Origin of the sequence: Arthrobacter sp. CC3, assembly GCF_039907775.1 — a bacterium.
Taxonomy (GTDB): Bacteria; Actinomycetota; Actinomycetes; order Actinomycetales; family Micrococcaceae; genus Arthrobacter.
In genome coordinates this window covers 273,680-288,595 of the sequence record NZ_JARCCY010000002.1, presented here as the reverse complement: position 1 = coordinate 288,595, position 14,916 = coordinate 273,680, and the positions used below count along the sequence as shown (strand labels likewise).

Below are 14,916 nucleotides of genomic sequence, written 5' to 3'. Positions count from 1 at the left end.
CACCTCCGAACAGCCGTTCCGCAGATTGAGGGTGGAAGTGAAAAAGTGGATTTGAACCGGCTGCCGAGTCCGGATGACCTGCTGATCCTGCTGACGGTGGCCAGGCTGGGCCGGTTCAACGCGGTGGCGGAAACCCTGGGCACAACGCACACCACCATTTCCCGGCGGGTCATGGCGCTGGACAAGCAGCTGGGCGGACGGACGCTGGAGCGCAGCCCGCACGGCTGGGAACTGACCGAACTGGGCAGCCAGGCCGTTGCCGCCGCCGAGGCGATCGAGGCAACGCTCGGCTCCCTGACCGGCGCCCTCAGCGACGGCGAAGATTCGTTGTCCGGCCTGGTCAGGATCAGCACCTCCGACGGCTTCGGGGCGGAATTCGTGGCGCCGGCACTGGTCCGCCTGCAGCAGGACAATCCGCTGCTGAATGTGGAGATGCTCAGCGCCACCCGCAAGGTCAGCCAGAACCGTTCCGGCGTGGACCTGGAGGTGGTGGTGGGCCGGATGGAGGTCACCACCATGCAGCCTGTGTTCCTCACGAACTACTTCCTGCGCCTCTACGCGAGTCCGGGCTACGTCCGGTCCCGCGGATTGCCGGCCGCCCTCGACGACATCAGGGCACACGGCTTTGTTTCCTACGTCGAGTCGGCGCTGCAGGTGGCGGAGCTGGGGCACCGGTCTTCGCAGCTGCCCGCTCCGAAATCCAGCTTCCAGGCCACCAGCGTCTTCGCCCAGGTGGAGGCGGTCCGCTGCGGCGCGGGCATCGGCCTGTTGCCGAACTTCATGGTGGCGGACAACCCGGACTTTGTTCCGGTGCTGCCTGAGCTGTTCCAGCGGCAGCTTCCCATCTGGGCGGTGGCCCGTCCGGAGTCACTGCGCTCCGCGTCCGTCCGGGCGGTGGTGGAAGCGCTCAAAGCGGAGGTGTCAGGCCGCCAGGACATCCTGGCAGCCTGACAGCGGGCCCTGGCATTTAGCTACGCCTGGAACAGCCGGCGAACCACTTTCCCGGCCGCCAGGGCATCGAGGCCCTCGTTGATTTCCGCGAGCGGCCGCGTGTCCGTGTGGAGCAGTTCCACCGGGAGCCGCCCGGCGCGCCAGTGGTCAAGATACAGCGGAATGTCGCGCTCCGGCACGGCATCCCCCATGTACGAACCGAGAAGCCGCTTCCCCGCACCGGCGAACTGGAGCGCTCCCACGGTCAGCTCCGCTGAGGGCTTGGGCAGCCCGACCGAGACGACGGCGCCGCCGCGGGTGACGAGGTCCAGGCACGAGCCGATCACCCCCGGGGAGCCCACCGCCTCAACGGCGACGTCCACGCCGTCGCCGGTCGCCTCAGCGACCAGGCGCGCCGCGTCGTCGGGAGTTCCCACTGCCGTCGCACCGCAGTCCAGGGCCAGCTGATGCTTGCCCTCGTTGGGGTCGATGGCAATGACCGAGGCAGCACCGGCCAGGGACGCCGCCATCACGGCGGACAGCCCGACGGCTCCGAGACCGAAGACGGCCACCGACTGACCGGCGGTGACCGCCGCGGTGTTCAGCACAGCGCCCATGCCGGTAAGCACGGCGCAGCCGAACATGGCCGCGACGGTGTCCGGGACGTCGTCGCCGATCACCACGACGGATTCACGCGCCACCACTGCGTAGTCAGCAAAGGCGGATACCCCGAGGTGGTGGTTGATCCGCTCCCCCGACGGTGTCCGCAGCAGAGCCTCCCCGTGCAGCAGGTCACCCGAGCCGTTGACCTCGGCGGCACGGTGGCACAGGGCCGGGCGGCCGGAGCGGCACGCGCGGCAGTCGCCGCAGCTGGGGACAAAGACGAGCACCACATCGTCCCCCGCCGAGACGCCCGCCACTCCCTCGCCGACTGCCACGACCCGGCCCACGGCCTCATGCCCCAGCGCCATGGGCAGCGGCCGTACCCGGGATCCGTCCACCACCGACAGATCCGAATGGCACAGGCTGGAGTAGGTGATGGCCACACCGAGTTCGCCGGCGCGGGGTTCGGGCCGCTCAAGTTCCTCCACCACGAGCGGGCGGACTTCCGTATAGCTGGTGCCCGCAGGGACAGCGGCGTAAAGGACTGCTGCTCGCATCGAAACTACTTCCTGGCGGAGACTTTGGACGCGGCCAGCAGGTCCGCCGTGCCCTGCGCGTCGGCAGCGTCGACATCATGCAGTGAAATTCCCCGGGTTTCCTTGAGGAAGTACACCGCCACCAGCGTTACCAGGCAGGCGCCCAGCAGGTAGAACGCCACCGGGACTGAGGACTTGAAGTTGCTCAGCAGCGCCGTGGCGATGATCGGGGCCAGGGAGCCGGCAACGATCGAGGTGACCTGGTACCCGAGTGACACGCCGGAGTAGCGCATCCGGGTGGGGAACATTTCAGCCATGATCGCCGGCTGGCCGGCGTACATCAGTGCGTGGAACAGGAGTCCGATGGTGATGGCGGCGAGGATGACGAGGTCATTCTTGGTGTCCATCATCGGGAAGGCGAAGAAGCCCCAGGTGCCGCCGAGGATGGCGCCGGCCATGTAGACGGGCTTGCGGCCGAAGGCATCCGAAAGCTTGCCGACCATCGGCACGGTGCAGAAGTGGATGAAGTGCGCCACCAGCAGGAGCAGGAGGATCCTGGACGTGTCGGTCTGGACTACAACCTTCAGGTAGGTGATGGAGAACGTGACCACGAGGTAGTAAAGGATGTTTTCCGCAAACCGCAGGCCCATGGCGGTGAAGACACCGCGCGGGTACCGGCGGAACACCTCGGCCACGCCGTAGCCCTTGTTCTCAACGACCACTTCCTTGCGTGCCTCGAGGAAGATGGGGGCATCCTGGACCTTGGTCCGGATGTAGTAGCCCACGATCACGATCACTGCGGACAGCCAGAAGGCGACGCGCCAGCCCCAGCCGAGGAAGTCGGCCGAGGACAGCGTGGAGGACAGCGTGAACAGCACGCCGGTGGCGAGCAGGTTGCCCAGGGGCACGGCGGACTGCGGCCAGCTGGACCAGAATCCACGGGACTTGCTGGGGCTGTGTTCAGCCACGAGCAGCACGGCGCCGCCCCATTCCCCGCCGACGGCGAAGCCCTGAACAAACCGCAGGAACACCAGCAGGGCGGGAGCCCAGTAGCCGATCTGCGCGAAGGTGGGGAGGCAGCCCATCGCAAAGGTGGAGACGCCCACCAGGATGATGCTCAGCTGGAGCAGCTGCTTGCGGCCGAACTTGTCACCGAAGTGGCCAAAAACGATGCCGCCGATGGGACGGGCAACGAAGCCCACCGCGTACGTGACGAAGGCGGCAATGATCCCGTCCAGCTCCGTGCCGGAATTGGGGAAGAACATCTTGCCGAAAACCAGTGTTGCCGCCGAGGCGTAGAGGAAGAACTCATACCACTCAACAACAGTGCCGGCCATCGAGGCCGTCACTACCTTCTTCAGGCCGGAGGCCTTGACGTCAGTCTCATCTACGCGCCTTGCGGCGGAGTCTTGCGTGCTCATTTGTGAACTCCTTCGGCGTCTCCGTCGACGCCATGTGGACCATTCCGTAGCGGCCGCGTGTGATGTGCACCACCAACGCGCGCCGGTCCCCTAGAGTATGGACTCACATTGCCGCAGGCTCAACGCCATTTTCTGCAGGACTGCTCTGCAAAAATGCACATTGGGCCAGCGGGCGATATGCGAAGAAGCGCGGCCTAGGCGAAGAAGTTCTGCCGCAACTGCGTGCTGAGCTGGCCGATCTCGGTCAGGAAGCCGTCATGGCCGATGGGCGCTTCGATGACGTGCACGGGCACATCCCCCGGGAGCGCCGCCGCGAGTTCATAGGACTGCGCCGGAAAATACAGCCGGTCCGTATTCACGGCGGCTATAAAGAACTCGGCCGTGGCCCGTGCCAACGCGTCCTTGAGCGGACCGCGCCCGCGGCCCACGTCGTGGCTCATGAGCGCTTCGGTGATGGCGATGTAGCTGTTGGCATCGAAGCGCCGGACCAGCTTGGTGCCCTGGTGGTCGAGGTAGCTCTCCACCTGGTAGCGGCCGCGGCCCCCCAGCGACACCGCTTCGAGCGGGCTCTCGCTGCTCTGCGCGTTGCGGCCGAACCGGGTCTCCAGCTCGTACGCGGACCGGTACGTGATGTGGGCTATCCTGCGCGCCAGGGCCAGGCCGGCTTCCGGCTCCGGGCCGCCGTAGTAATCGCCGTCGTTGAAGTTGACGTCCTGGCGGATGGCGAGGGTCTGGGCCTGGGCAAAGGCGATCTGCTCGGCCGTGCTGCTGGCGCCGATGGATATCACGGCACAGCGCCGGACGCGGTCCGGGTAGCTCACGGCCCATTCCAGCGCCCGGGCTCCGCCCAGGGAGCCGCCCAACACCGCGTACCAGCTCTCGATCCCCAGTGCATCCGCCAGCCGGGACTCGGCCGCCGTCGTGTCCCGCAGGGTCACCAGGGGGAAGCGCGAACCCCAGGGCTTGCCGTCCGGGGCCGGGGTGGACGGGCCGGTGGAGCCATAGCAGCCGCCCACGATGTTAATGGAGACCACGAAGTACTTGTCCGTATCAACGGGGGCGCCGGGGCCGGCCAGCTGCTCCCACCAGCCTTCCTCGTCGCTGGCACCCCTGGTGACGTGCGTGGTGCCGGTGAGGGCGTGCTGCACCAGCACGGCGTTGGAACGGTCCGCGTTCAGCGTGCCCCACGTTTCGTAGGCGAGCGTCACGTCCGGAAGAAAGCCGCCGGCCTCCAGTTCCAGCCCGCCAACGCTGAGGAACTTGACGGTGCCGTCAGGGGCGTTGGTGTCCACTGTGTTGATATCTGTCCGGGTTCCCGCCGTGCCGGCGCCTGTGCTCTTATCCGCGTTCTTTTCCACTCCGTGGACATTTGTTTCGGGTACACCGCTGCGGGTGACGGCAATCGTCATCTGAGGACCTCTTCTTCGCGCTTGCCCGCCGCCAACTGGCCGGCAGGCCAGGTCTTCACCCGGGGCACCCCGCCGCGAAAGGAGGGTTGCCGGCCAGCAAGCCGGGGCTGTCGCTGGCACTCATGACCTTCAAAGAGTCTACGAAATGCGTCGCCGCAATGGCTAAGAATGTGACATCAATATGACTCCCGGCGTCGCGGACGCCGGGAGTCATAGTCCTCAGTCGCCTTTGGCGGCGCGGAAACCGGCATCCAGGTCGGCGATGATGTCGTCGATGTGCTCCAGCCCCACCGAGAGGCGGACCAGGCCGGGGGTCACGCCGGCAACGGCCTGCTGCTCCGCCGTCAACTGGCTGTGCGTGGTCGACGCCGGATGGATGACCAGGGAGCGCACGTCGCCGATGTTTGCCACGTGGGAGTGCAACTCCAGGGCGTCCACGAACCGCTTGCCCGCCTCGGCCCCGCCGGCGATGTTGAAGGACACGATCGCACCGGTGCCCTTGGGTCCGTACTTGCGGCCGCGCTCGTACCAGGGGCTGGACGGCAGGCCCGCATAGGCGACGGATTCGACGTCGTCCCTGGACTCCAGCCACTCGGCGACGGTCACCGCGTTGGCCACGTGCCGTTCCACGCGCAGGCTCAGGGTTTCCAGCCCCTGGGCGATGAGGAAGGCGTTGAACGGGGATACCGCCGAACCGAGGTCGCGCAGCAACTGGACGCGGGCCTTGAGGATGTAGGACAGGTTCGCGCCCAGGGCACCGCCCGCCCCGAGGTCGCGGGCGTAGACAAGGCCGTTGTAGGTGGGGTCCGGCGTGTTAAAGCCCGGGAATTTCTCCGGGTCCTTTCCGAAGTCGAAGTTGCCGGAGTCCACGATCACTCCGGCGATGGCGCTGCCGTGCCCGCCGAGGTACTTCGTGGCCGAGTGGACCACGATGTCGGCACCCCATTCCAGCGGCCGGATGAGGTACGGCGTGGACAAGGTGTTGTCCACGATCAGCGGGACGCCGGCCTCGTGGGCAACGCGGGACACGCCTTCGATGTCCAGGACATCCTGGCGCGGATTGGAGACCACCTCGGCGAAGAAGAGCTTGGTGTTCGGCCGGACGGCATCCTTCCACTGCTGGAGGTTGTCCGGATCCTCGACGAACGTCACGGAGATGCCGAACTTCTTCAGGGTGTGGGCCAGCAGGTTATAGGTTCCGCCATAGAGGCTGGGGCTGGCCACCACATGGTCGCCGACTTCGGCCACGTTGAGGATGGCGAAGGTTTCGGCAGCCTGGCCCGAGCTGAGCAGCAGCGCCGCCAGGCCACCTTCCAGGCTGGCAACGCGCTGTTCCACCGCATCCTGGGTGGGGTTGCCGATGCGGGTGTAAATGGGCGCCAGTTCGGCCAGCGCGAAGCGGTTGGCGGCGCTTTCGGCGCTCGGAAACACGAACGACGTCGTCTGGTAGATGGGCAGTGCCCGGGCACCGGTGGCGCTGTCCGGCACCTGGCCGGCGTGGATCTGGCGGGTTTCGAATGACCATGCGTTGGACATCTGGGAGCTCCTTCTAAGGAAGGGCACCTCGGCCGTGCCGGACATGCCGTACTGGACATGCCCTGGCAGGACTGGTGCCGCGCTTGCCGCCCGGCGGTTGCCGGCAGGCCAGGTCTTCACCCGGGGCACCCCACCGCGGAACGAGGGTTGCCGGCCAGCAAGCCGGGGCTCGATGCTGGCGCTCATGACCTGGGCCCAGTCTAGGAAGGGCGGATCGCCTGTGAACAGCTTTGTGACGAAGGACGTCAGCGGCGTGATTTCACGGGCCTTGTGCGGGTCCGCGATGACATCCCATCTTGGTTAGGCCACCCTTAGCTGAGAGCTCCATCACAAAGTGCCAAGATGAGGGCATGCGCATGGATCACGTCTCTTACGCCTGTGAACAAGATGGCTTGGCTGCCACCACCGAACGTATTGCAACCGCCCTCGGCGTCGAAGCCGTGAAGGGCGGGGTACACCCCCGTTTTGGCACCCGCAACATGATTATCCCGCTCGCCGGGCACAAGTATCTGGAGGTGGTGGAGGTCCTGGACCACCCGGCCTCCGACAAGGCTCCGTTCGGGCAGGCTGTCCGGGCACGCTCCGCAGCCGGCGGCGGCTGGATGGGCTGGTGCGTCGAAGTGGACGACCTGGCACCGTTCGAAGAACGCCTCGGCCGCTCGGCTGTCAACGGCAACCGCAAGTTCCCCGACGGCCGCGAACTTGTCTGGAAGCAGATCGGCATCCTGGGCCTCATTGCAGACCCGCAGGTTCCGTACATGCTTAAGTGGGAAGGCGACCCGGAACTTCACCCGTCCAACGCCTACCCAAGCAACGTTAAGATGTCCAGCCTCACCATCGCCGGCTCGGCCGAACGCGTCACGGAATGGCTCGGCCAACCGGTGGAGAAGCCCCTGGAGGATGTGGCCGTTGAATGGGTCGCCCCGAAGGGAACACCCGGAATCCTCTCGGTCACCTTCGAGACCGCTTCCGGGGCAGTAACCATCTGAGCCTGTTCCACAAGGTGGTCCCCCAAGGGACCACCCGGCAGCCTGCTGCCCCCGATCTTCGGCCGCTATCAGCGGGTGCCAACGACGCCACCCACCGATAGCGGCCGAATCCTTTTAACCCGGCCGGTTCGGCTAACCCGGCCCGATCGGCTAACCCAGCCCGATCGCCTTGCCGAACAGGCTGAAACCGACGAACGCAACGATGTCCAGCAGCGCATGGGCGATCACCAGCGGCATCACGCGGCGCGTCTTCGTGTAGATCCAGGCGAACACGACGCCCATGACGGCGTTGCCGATGAACGGGCCGAAGCCCTGGTAGAGGTGGTAGCTGCCGCGGAGCATGGAACTGGCGAAGATGGCCAGCGGCATGCTCCAGCCGAACTTCCCGAGCCGGTCCAGCAGGTAGCCCACCACAATGACTTCCTCGACGATCCCGTGCCGCACTGCGGAGAGGATCAGCACGGGAATGGTCCACCAGTAGGCATCCAGCGCGCTGGGGATGATGGCGGTGGTGATGCCCAGGGCCCGGCCGGCCGCGTACAGCCCCAGGGACGGGATGCCGATCAGCGCTGCCAGGCCCAGCCCCTGCAACAGGTCCTTCCCCGGTCGGACGAAGTTGAAGCCGAGTTTGCGGAACGCCGAAGCGCCGGACTCCCCCGCCCCCCGGTGTTCAGTGAGGAAATAGATGACCAGGACCACCGGCACCAGGGCGAACAGAATGTCCAGCAGCTGGTAGGTCAGGTCGAAGTATTCGCGGCTGCTCTGCGAGCGGTTGAGGGTGGACGTACCTTCCGCCAGGGGCGCCCGCGTCAGCTTGTCGAGCAGCTGCACCACCGAATACACGGCGGACTGCCCCAGCGACAGACCCAGGACAATCCAGACTTCGATCCGCAGACGACGGCGGGAGGGAACCAGCATGTTCCTATCTTGCCTGCACTTGCTGGTTCTTTCCTGTCCGCCGCCTCCCTGAAGCCCTGCGGCCCGGGGCCTATGCTAGGAATTTATGAGCGCGCCCGACAAAATCATCATGATCCGGCACGGCCAGTCCGCCGCCAACGCCGACACCTCCATCTACAACAGGGTGCCGGATTACCGGATACCGCTCACGGAACTCGGCGTGGCACAGGCGCAGGCCGCTGGCGAGCAGATCCGCCGGGAGCTGGACGGGCAGCAGGTGTGCGTTTACGTCTCGCCCTACCTCCGGGCCTACCAGACCCTCGAGGCGCTCAACCTGGGCCCGCTCATTGAACGGGTCATCGAGGAGCCCCGGCTCCGGGAGCAGGACTGGGCGAACTTCCAGATCGCCGGGGACATCGAGGACCAGAAGGAACTCCGCAACGCGTACGGCCATTTCTTCTACCGGTTCCGTGAAGGCGAATCCGGCTCGGATGTCTACGACCGGATCTCCTCCTTCATGGAAACCCTGCACCGGCACTGGGCCAGGCCGGACTACGCCCCCAACGCGCTCTTCGTGACGCACGGGCTCACCATGCGGCTGTTCTGCATGCGCTGGTTCCACTGGTCCGTGGAGTATTTTGAGTCACTGAACAACCCGGACAACGCCGAAGTGCGGACCCTGGTGCGCACCCGCGTGGGCAAGTATGAACTGGACCAGCCGTTCAGCCAGTGGGTGGACCGCCGGGTGGATGAAACCGTCCTGGATGCGCCGCCGATGGTCTTCTGAGGCACCCTAGCGGGCGCGGACGCCCGCACGCCAGACGGCGTGGGTCAGCGGGATGCCCGGCCGGTAGGCCAGGTGGGTGGCTGACGGGGCGTTCAGCAGGTGCAGGTCCGCACGGTGGCCGACGGCGATCGACCCCACCGCCCGTTCGCCGTCGACGTCGTTCCCCACCTCCCGGTGCAGCGCCAGCGCGCCGCCGTATGTGGCGGCGCGGACGGCCTCGTGGACGCTCAGCCGCATCTGCAGCACTGCGGTGGTGACACAGAACGCCATGGAGCTGGTGTAGGAGGTGCCGGGGTTGCAGTTGGAGGCCAGGGCCACCGGCACGCCGGCGTCGAGCAGTTCGCGGCCGGGAGCCAGCGGCTGGCGGGTGGAGAGGTCGCAGGCCGGCAGGCACGTGGCCACGGTCCCCCTGCCGCCGGCGGCGAGCCCGCTGCCCGCGCCCTGCCACCTGTACCAACTGCCCGCCAGAGCGTCCACGTCCGCGTCCGACAAATAGTTCACGTGGTCCACGCTCGCCGCCCCGAACTCCACTGCCAGCTGCACGCCGGGTCCTTCACCGAGCTGGTTGCCGTGGACGCGCAGCCCCAGTCCCGCTTCCTTGCAGGCCTGCAGCACGCGGCGCGACTGTCCTTCGTTGAACGCCCCCTGCTCGCAGAACACGTCCGCCCAGCTGACGTAGGGGCGGACGGCAGCCAGCATGGGTCCGCACACCAGGTCGGTGTAGGCGTCGGCATCGGCGCCGGCAGGGACCAGATGGGCGCCGAGGTAGGTCACTTCGTCAGCCACGGTGGAGGCGATGCGCGCACTGCGCGCCTCGTTCTCCACGTCCAGGCCGTAGCCGGTCTTGGTTTCCAGGTAGGTGGTTCCCTGCGAGACCGCTTCCGCCACGCGTCCCAGGGCCAGCCGGGTGAGGTCGAAGTCGCCCGTTTCCCGGGTGGCGCCCGTGGTCACGGCAATGCCGCCGGCGCTGTAGCTCTCGCCGGCCATCCGCGCCTCGAACTCGGCGGTGCGGTCACCGGCGAAGATCAGGTGCGTGTGCGAATCCACCCAGCCCGGGAGCAGGGCGCGGCCTCCGGCGTCCACGGAATCGTCAGCGGCCGGGGCCGCCGACGACGGTCCGATCCAGGAGATGCGCTCCCCCTCGATCACCACGGCGGCATCCTTGAGGACGCGGTGCTCCGCGTCCTGGGTCATCAGCTCGGCAATGTTGGTGATGAGGGTGCTCATGAGTCCATTCTTCAGTGCCGGATGGACCAGCGGGTCGCGGCCAGGGCCGCCGCTGTCCGGGATGCCGGACTGAGCCCGGCTTCCTCGCCCCAGGCACGCTGACCCACGGACGGGCCGGCCAGGATCAGCTCCGCAGCCAGTTCCGCGATGCCGGACGACGTCTGGAAACCGTAGCCGCCCTGCCCGGCGAGCCAGAAGAATCCGGTGGCTTCGGCGTCGAACCCCACTACCGGGACGCCGTCGGCGGCTTCCGTTCGCAGGCCGGTCCACGCGGACTTCACGTTCCTGATGCCCAGCGTGGTCACCGCATTGAGCCGCGACACCAGCGCCTCGACGTCGCCCGGGTAGGGCTTGGCGTCCTCGGGGCCGCTCGGCACGGATTCCGACGGCGAAATCAGTACGTCGTCGCCTTCCTTCCGGAAGTAGAACGATTCGTCCGCCGCCGCCACCATGGGGCAGGACTCCGGGAGGGAACGTTCGACGTCGACAATCGCCGCCGTGCGGCGGTACGGCTGGAGGCCGAGCTTCTCCACGCCGCTGATCACGGCCAGTTCATCGGCCCAGGCACCGGCGGCATTGACGACTACGCCGGCCTCGAAGGCTTCCTGGCCGGCCCCGAGCTCCCAGCCGGAACCCAGCCGCTGTGCGGAATGGACCTTGGCGCCGGTGATGATGTCCACACCGCCCGCCTCGGCCCGCTGCCGGTGGTCCTCCAGCAGCACCGGCGCGTTGCAGGCGAACGAACCGGTGTCCAGGCCGGCCGCAGTGAAGAATCCGGGATCCAGTACGGGGCACAGCGCCAGGGCCTCGTCATGGGAGATCCGGTGCATGTGGCCGCTGGCTTCTTCCCGGACCGAGTCCTCGTCGCCGATCAGCATGAAGCTGCGCGGCGACAGGACTGGAACCTGCAGTTCCGCGTCCCGCGCCGCGATCAGTCCAAGGGTGCGGAGGGTCAGCTCCTGCACCACCACCGGGCCGTAGCTGGGGATCAGTTGCCGGGCCGAACGGGCCGACGTGTGATACGCCAGGGACTGTTCGGCCTCCACGAGCGCCACGCTGCATTTACCGGCCAGGGCGGAGGCCAGGGACAGCCCGGCAATGCCGCCGCCCACAATCACCACATCGTAATTTGCTGACATGACTACATCCTTGCACCCGTCAGGACGTCACGTCAGTACCTCAGGCTCCCACCGCGTCGCGGCTGTCCACGAACGCCCTGACGCACGCCTCCACATCCTCGGCGCTGTGCGCTGCGGAGAGCTGGACCCGGATCCGGGCTGCCCCCTTGGGCACCACGGGATAGCTGAAGGCGGTGACGAACACGCCGTGCTGGAGCATCCGGTCCGCCACCTCCGCCGCCATCACGGCGTCCCCGAACATCACCGGCACAATCGCGTGCTCGCCGGCCAGAAGCTCAAAACCTTCTTCCGTCATACGGGTCCGGAACAGCTCGGCGTTGGCGAACAGCGTGGAACGCAGCTCGGCGGAGTTCTCCACGAGGTCCAGTGCCTTCAGCGTCGCTGCGACGATGGCCGGCGCGAGCGAGTTGGAGAACAGGTAGGGGCGCGCCTTCTGCCGGAGCATGGCCACCACTTCGGCGCGGCCGGAGACGTAGCCGCCGGAGGCGCCGCCCAGTGCCTTGCCGAACGTGCCGGTGTAGATGTCCACCCGGTGGCCCACGCCGGCGTGCTCGGGGGTGCCCGCGCCGGTGGATCCCATGAAGCCCACGGCGTGCGAATCGTCCACCATCACCAGCGCGTCGTACTTCTCGGCCAGGTTGCAGATGGCTTCGAGCGGGGCCAGGTAACCGTCCATGGAGAACACGCCGTCCGTCACGATGATCTTGCGGCGGGCCGGCTTCTCCTGCGTGGTGGCCTCGATCAGTTTCGCTTCCAGGTCCGCCATGTCGCGGTTGGCGTAACGGAACCGCTGGGCCTTGCAGAGCCGGATGCCGTCGATGATGGACGCGTGGTTCAGGGCGTCCGAGATGATGGCATCCTCCGCCCCGAAGAGGGACTCGAACACACCGCCGTTGGCATCGAAGCAGCTGGAGAACAGTATGGTGTCCTCGGTGCCCAGGAACCTGGAGACGCGGGCCTCGAGTGCCAGGTGCAGGTCCTGGGTGCCGCAGATGAAGCGCACGCTGGCCATGCCGAAGCCGCGCTCGTCCATGGCTGCCTTGGCAGTGGCGATGATGTCCGGGTGGTCCGCCAGGCCCAGGTAGTTGTTGGCGCAGAAGTTGAGCACGTTGGCCCCGGCTTCGCCGATCTGGCCGGCCGTGATGTGGCTGGCCTGCGGCGAGTCGATGTGGCGTTCGGTCTTGAACAGGCCTGCGGTGCGGATCTCGTCCAGCTCGTTCTGCAGCTGGTCCTTGATGGCTGAATACATGGGGGTTGCTCCTCAGCTGGGTGAATTCGTGGGTTGTAGCGCCGGGCGGTGCGGGCTAGAAGACGGTCCAGTCGAGGACCACTTTGCCACCCACACCGGCGCGGGCAATCTCGAAGCCCTTCTCCCAGTCCGTGGCGGGCAGGGTGTCCGTGACCACCGCCGAGATGTTGGCGTGCAGCACCGGGTTGGAGGACAGCATGGCGCTCATCGCGTACCAGGTCTCGAACATTTCCCGGCCGTAGATGCCCTTCATGGTCAGCATATGCGTGACCACCTTGCCCCAGTCGATATCAATGGACTGGCTCGGCAGGCCCAGCATCGCAATCCGGCCGCCGTGGTTCATGTTGTCGATCATCTCCGGCAGGGCGGTGGGGTGGCCGGACATTTCCATGCCGATGTCGAAGCCTTCGCGCATGCCCAGTTCGCGCTGGGCGTCCTTGACCCGCATCTTCGAGACGTCGATGGCGAGGTCCACGCCCAGCTGGCGGGCCAGCTCCAGGCGCGGGGCGGAGACGTCGGTGATGGCGATTTTCCGGGCTCCGGCATGGCGGGCGACGGCGATGGCCATGAGGCCGATGGGCCCTGCGCCCGTGATCAGCACGTCCTCGCCCACGAGCGGGAAGCTCAGGGCCGTGTGGACGGCGTTGCCGAAGGGATCGAAGATGGCGCCCAGTTCGGGGGTGACGGAGGGATCCTGGTGGACCCAGACGTTGGTCTCGGGGATCACCACGTATTCGGCGAAGGCGCCGTCACGCTGGACGCCGACGCTCACGGTGTGGATGCACATCTGCCGCCGGCCGGCGCGGCAGTTCCGGCAGATGCCGCAGACAATGTGCCCTTCGCCGGAGACCCGGTTTCCTACCTTGACGTCGCGGACGTCCTCGCCGATTTCCACTACTTCGCCGTAGAACTCGTGGCCGGCGATCAGGGGCGCCTCGATCATGCCCTGTGCCCAGGCGTCCCAGGACTGGATATGAAGGTCCGTGCCGCAGATCCCGGTGGTCATCACGCGGATCTTTACGTCGCCCGGGCCGGTTTCCGGCTCGGGGCGGTCCACCAGCTCAAATCCGGCGTGTGCGCCGGCTTTGTACAGAGCCTTCATTGGCTTCCTAACTCTCGGTGTTGCGTCGTGCGGTGCCCGCGGTGTGTCCGGGCTGGCTCCCTTCATTAGAACCACAAAGAAGCATTAGCACAACCGAATTCTTCTCAATCGACGATTTAGGTTTCGCTAAGCAATAGACTCGGGGCATGGAAATCCATCAGCTGGAAATGCTCCGGGAACTCGGCGCCCTTGGCAGCGTCAAAGCGGTGGCCGAAACGCTCCTGGTCACCCCGTCCGCCGTATCCCAGCAACTGGCTGCACTCCAGCGCAGCGTGGACGTGCCGCTGACCCGCAAGGAGGGCAGGAACCTGGTGCTGACCGAAGCCGGCCAGGCACTGGCCGACGCCGGTGCCGCCGTCGTCAGCGCGATGGCCGATGCGCGGATGGCGATCGGGGCATACCACGGTTCCACGGTGGCGCCGGTGACGGTGAGCGGTTTCCACAGCGCCGGGCAGGCGCTGTTCGCTCCACTGGCACGGCTGCTCGACTCGCCGGACAAGCCACGAGTGCTGCTCTCCGACGAGGACGTCGCCCAGCAGGACTTCCCCGCATTGACCGCCCGGTATGACCTCGTCCTGGCGCACCGCATGGACCACAGCCCCCGGTGGCCGGAGGAACGGGTGGCCGTCATCCCGCTCGCGCACGAGCCGCTGGACGTGGCGCTATCCGCCGGGCACCGGCTGGCGGGCAAGGAAACGCTCACGGCGCACGACGTCGTCGGCGAACCGTGGGTGACCAGCCACACCGGCTACTCCCCCGCGGACGTGCTGTCCGCCGTCGCCGCCGTGTCCAGCAGGGAACTGAACATCGTCCACCGGATCAACGACTACTCCACCGTGGCCGGGCTGGTGGCCACGGGCAGCGTGATCGGGCTGCTGCCCCGGCACACCGCGCGGCCTGTGTTGAACCCGGAAATCGTGCTGCGGCCGCTGCAGGGCATCAGCACCCGGCGCCGGATCGACATCCTGGCCAGGCCGGAAAACCTCAAGCGAACCTCGGTGATGATGGTGTGCGAGGCCCTGGAGGACATCATGGCCGGGCTGGTCTCCCCGTAGCCTCGGCCCTCCCCTTAAACCCCAACTGGGTCGCAG

The 14,916-nt window shown here is 67.0% G+C and carries 13 protein-coding genes and 2 riboswitches; of the genes, 4 read left to right on the top strand and 9 right to left on the bottom strand.

What is annotated here, in order from left to right:
• Positions 1 to 51: 51 nt before the first annotated feature.
• Positions 52 to 951 (top strand): LysR family transcriptional regulator, encoded by a 900-nt coding sequence (locus tag PV761_RS01185; protein ID WP_347893860.1) that lies wholly within the window; start codon positions 52 to 54, stop codon positions 949 to 951.
• Between the two features lie 20 nt (positions 952 to 971).
• Here the strand turns inward: PV761_RS01185 and PV761_RS01180 are convergent, their stop codons facing one another.
• From PV761_RS01180 to PV761_RS01165, 4 genes are all read right to left on the bottom strand, one after another.
• The gene (locus PV761_RS01180; RefSeq protein ID WP_347893698.1) at positions 972 to 2,090 is read right to left on the bottom strand and encodes a zinc-dependent alcohol dehydrogenase family protein; all 1,119 of its coding nucleotides are present in this window, start codon (positions 2,088 to 2,090) and stop codon (positions 972 to 974) included.
• 5 nt (positions 2,091 to 2,095) lie between these two features.
• Positions 2,096 to 3,490 carry an MFS transporter gene (locus PV761_RS01175; RefSeq protein WP_347893696.1) on the bottom strand — a complete coding sequence of 465 codons (1,395 nt, stop codon included), beginning with the start codon at positions 3,488 to 3,490 and terminating at the stop codon, positions 2,096 to 2,098.
• 194 nt (positions 3,491 to 3,684) lie between these two features.
• Positions 3,685 to 4,899, bottom strand: coding sequence for a homoserine O-acetyltransferase (locus PV761_RS01170; protein ID WP_347893694.1), 1,215 nt, complete (start codon positions 4,897 to 4,899; stop codon positions 3,685 to 3,687).
• Between the two features lie 12 nt (positions 4,900 to 4,911).
• Positions 4,912 to 5,027, bottom strand: a riboswitch (SAM riboswitch).
• A gap of 91 nt (positions 5,028 to 5,118) precedes the next feature.
• Positions 5,119 to 6,435, bottom strand: a complete 1,317-nt coding sequence (locus tag PV761_RS01165) for a bifunctional o-acetylhomoserine/o-acetylserine sulfhydrylase (protein WP_347893692.1) — start codon at positions 6,433 to 6,435, stop codon at positions 5,119 to 5,121.
• 74 nt (positions 6,436 to 6,509) lie between these two features.
• Positions 6,510 to 6,625, bottom strand: a riboswitch (SAM riboswitch).
• 160 nt (positions 6,626 to 6,785) lie between these two features.
• On the opposite strand from PV761_RS01165, the gene PV761_RS01160 reads away from it, so the two are divergent.
• Positions 6,786 to 7,424 carry a VOC family protein gene (locus PV761_RS01160; RefSeq protein WP_028272557.1) on the top strand — a complete coding sequence of 213 codons (639 nt, stop codon included), beginning with the start codon at positions 6,786 to 6,788 and terminating at the stop codon, positions 7,422 to 7,424.
• Between the two features lie 150 nt (positions 7,425 to 7,574).
• Here the strand turns inward: PV761_RS01160 and PV761_RS01155 are convergent, their stop codons facing one another.
• The gene (locus PV761_RS01155) at positions 7,575 to 8,342 is read right to left on the bottom strand and encodes a type II CAAX endopeptidase family protein (RefSeq protein ID WP_347893689.1); all 768 of its coding nucleotides are present in this window, start codon (positions 8,340 to 8,342) and stop codon (positions 7,575 to 7,577) included.
• Positions 8,343 to 8,427: 85 nt separating this feature from the next.
• Here PV761_RS01155 and PV761_RS01150 point away from each other — a divergent pair, with 85 nt between their 5' ends.
• A complete protein-coding gene (locus PV761_RS01150) occupies positions 8,428 to 9,108 on the top strand; it encodes a histidine phosphatase family protein (protein ID WP_028272559.1) in 681 nt (226 codons plus the stop codon).
• 6 nt (positions 9,109 to 9,114) lie between these two features.
• On the opposite strand, the gene hutI is transcribed toward PV761_RS01150, so the two are convergent.
• Genes hutI through tdh form a run of 4 tightly spaced genes read right to left on the bottom strand, consistent with a single transcriptional unit; the run spans position 9,115 to position 13,825 of the window.
• A complete protein-coding gene (gene hutI / locus PV761_RS01145; protein WP_347893687.1) occupies positions 9,115 to 10,335 on the bottom strand; it encodes an imidazolonepropionase in 1,221 nt (406 codons plus the stop codon).
• Positions 10,336 to 10,346: 11 nt separating this feature from the next.
• Positions 10,347 to 11,474, bottom strand: coding sequence for an FAD-dependent oxidoreductase (locus PV761_RS01140; protein ID WP_028272561.1), 1,128 nt, complete (start codon positions 11,472 to 11,474; stop codon positions 10,347 to 10,349).
• A 40-nt stretch (positions 11,475 to 11,514) separates the two neighbouring features.
• Positions 11,515 to 12,723 (bottom strand): glycine C-acetyltransferase, encoded by a 1,209-nt coding sequence (locus PV761_RS01135; RefSeq protein ID WP_347893684.1) that lies wholly within the window; start codon positions 12,721 to 12,723, stop codon positions 11,515 to 11,517.
• 55 nt (positions 12,724 to 12,778) lie between these two features.
• Positions 12,779 to 13,825, bottom strand: coding sequence for an L-threonine 3-dehydrogenase (gene tdh, locus PV761_RS01130; RefSeq protein ID WP_028272563.1), 1,047 nt, complete (start codon positions 13,823 to 13,825; stop codon positions 12,779 to 12,781).
• 146 nt (positions 13,826 to 13,971) lie between these two features.
• On the opposite strand from tdh, the gene PV761_RS01125 reads away from it, so the two are divergent.
• A complete protein-coding gene (locus PV761_RS01125) occupies positions 13,972 to 14,880 on the top strand; it encodes a LysR family transcriptional regulator (protein WP_028272564.1) in 909 nt (302 codons plus the stop codon).
• The last annotated feature ends 36 nt before the right edge of the window (positions 14,881 to 14,916 follow it).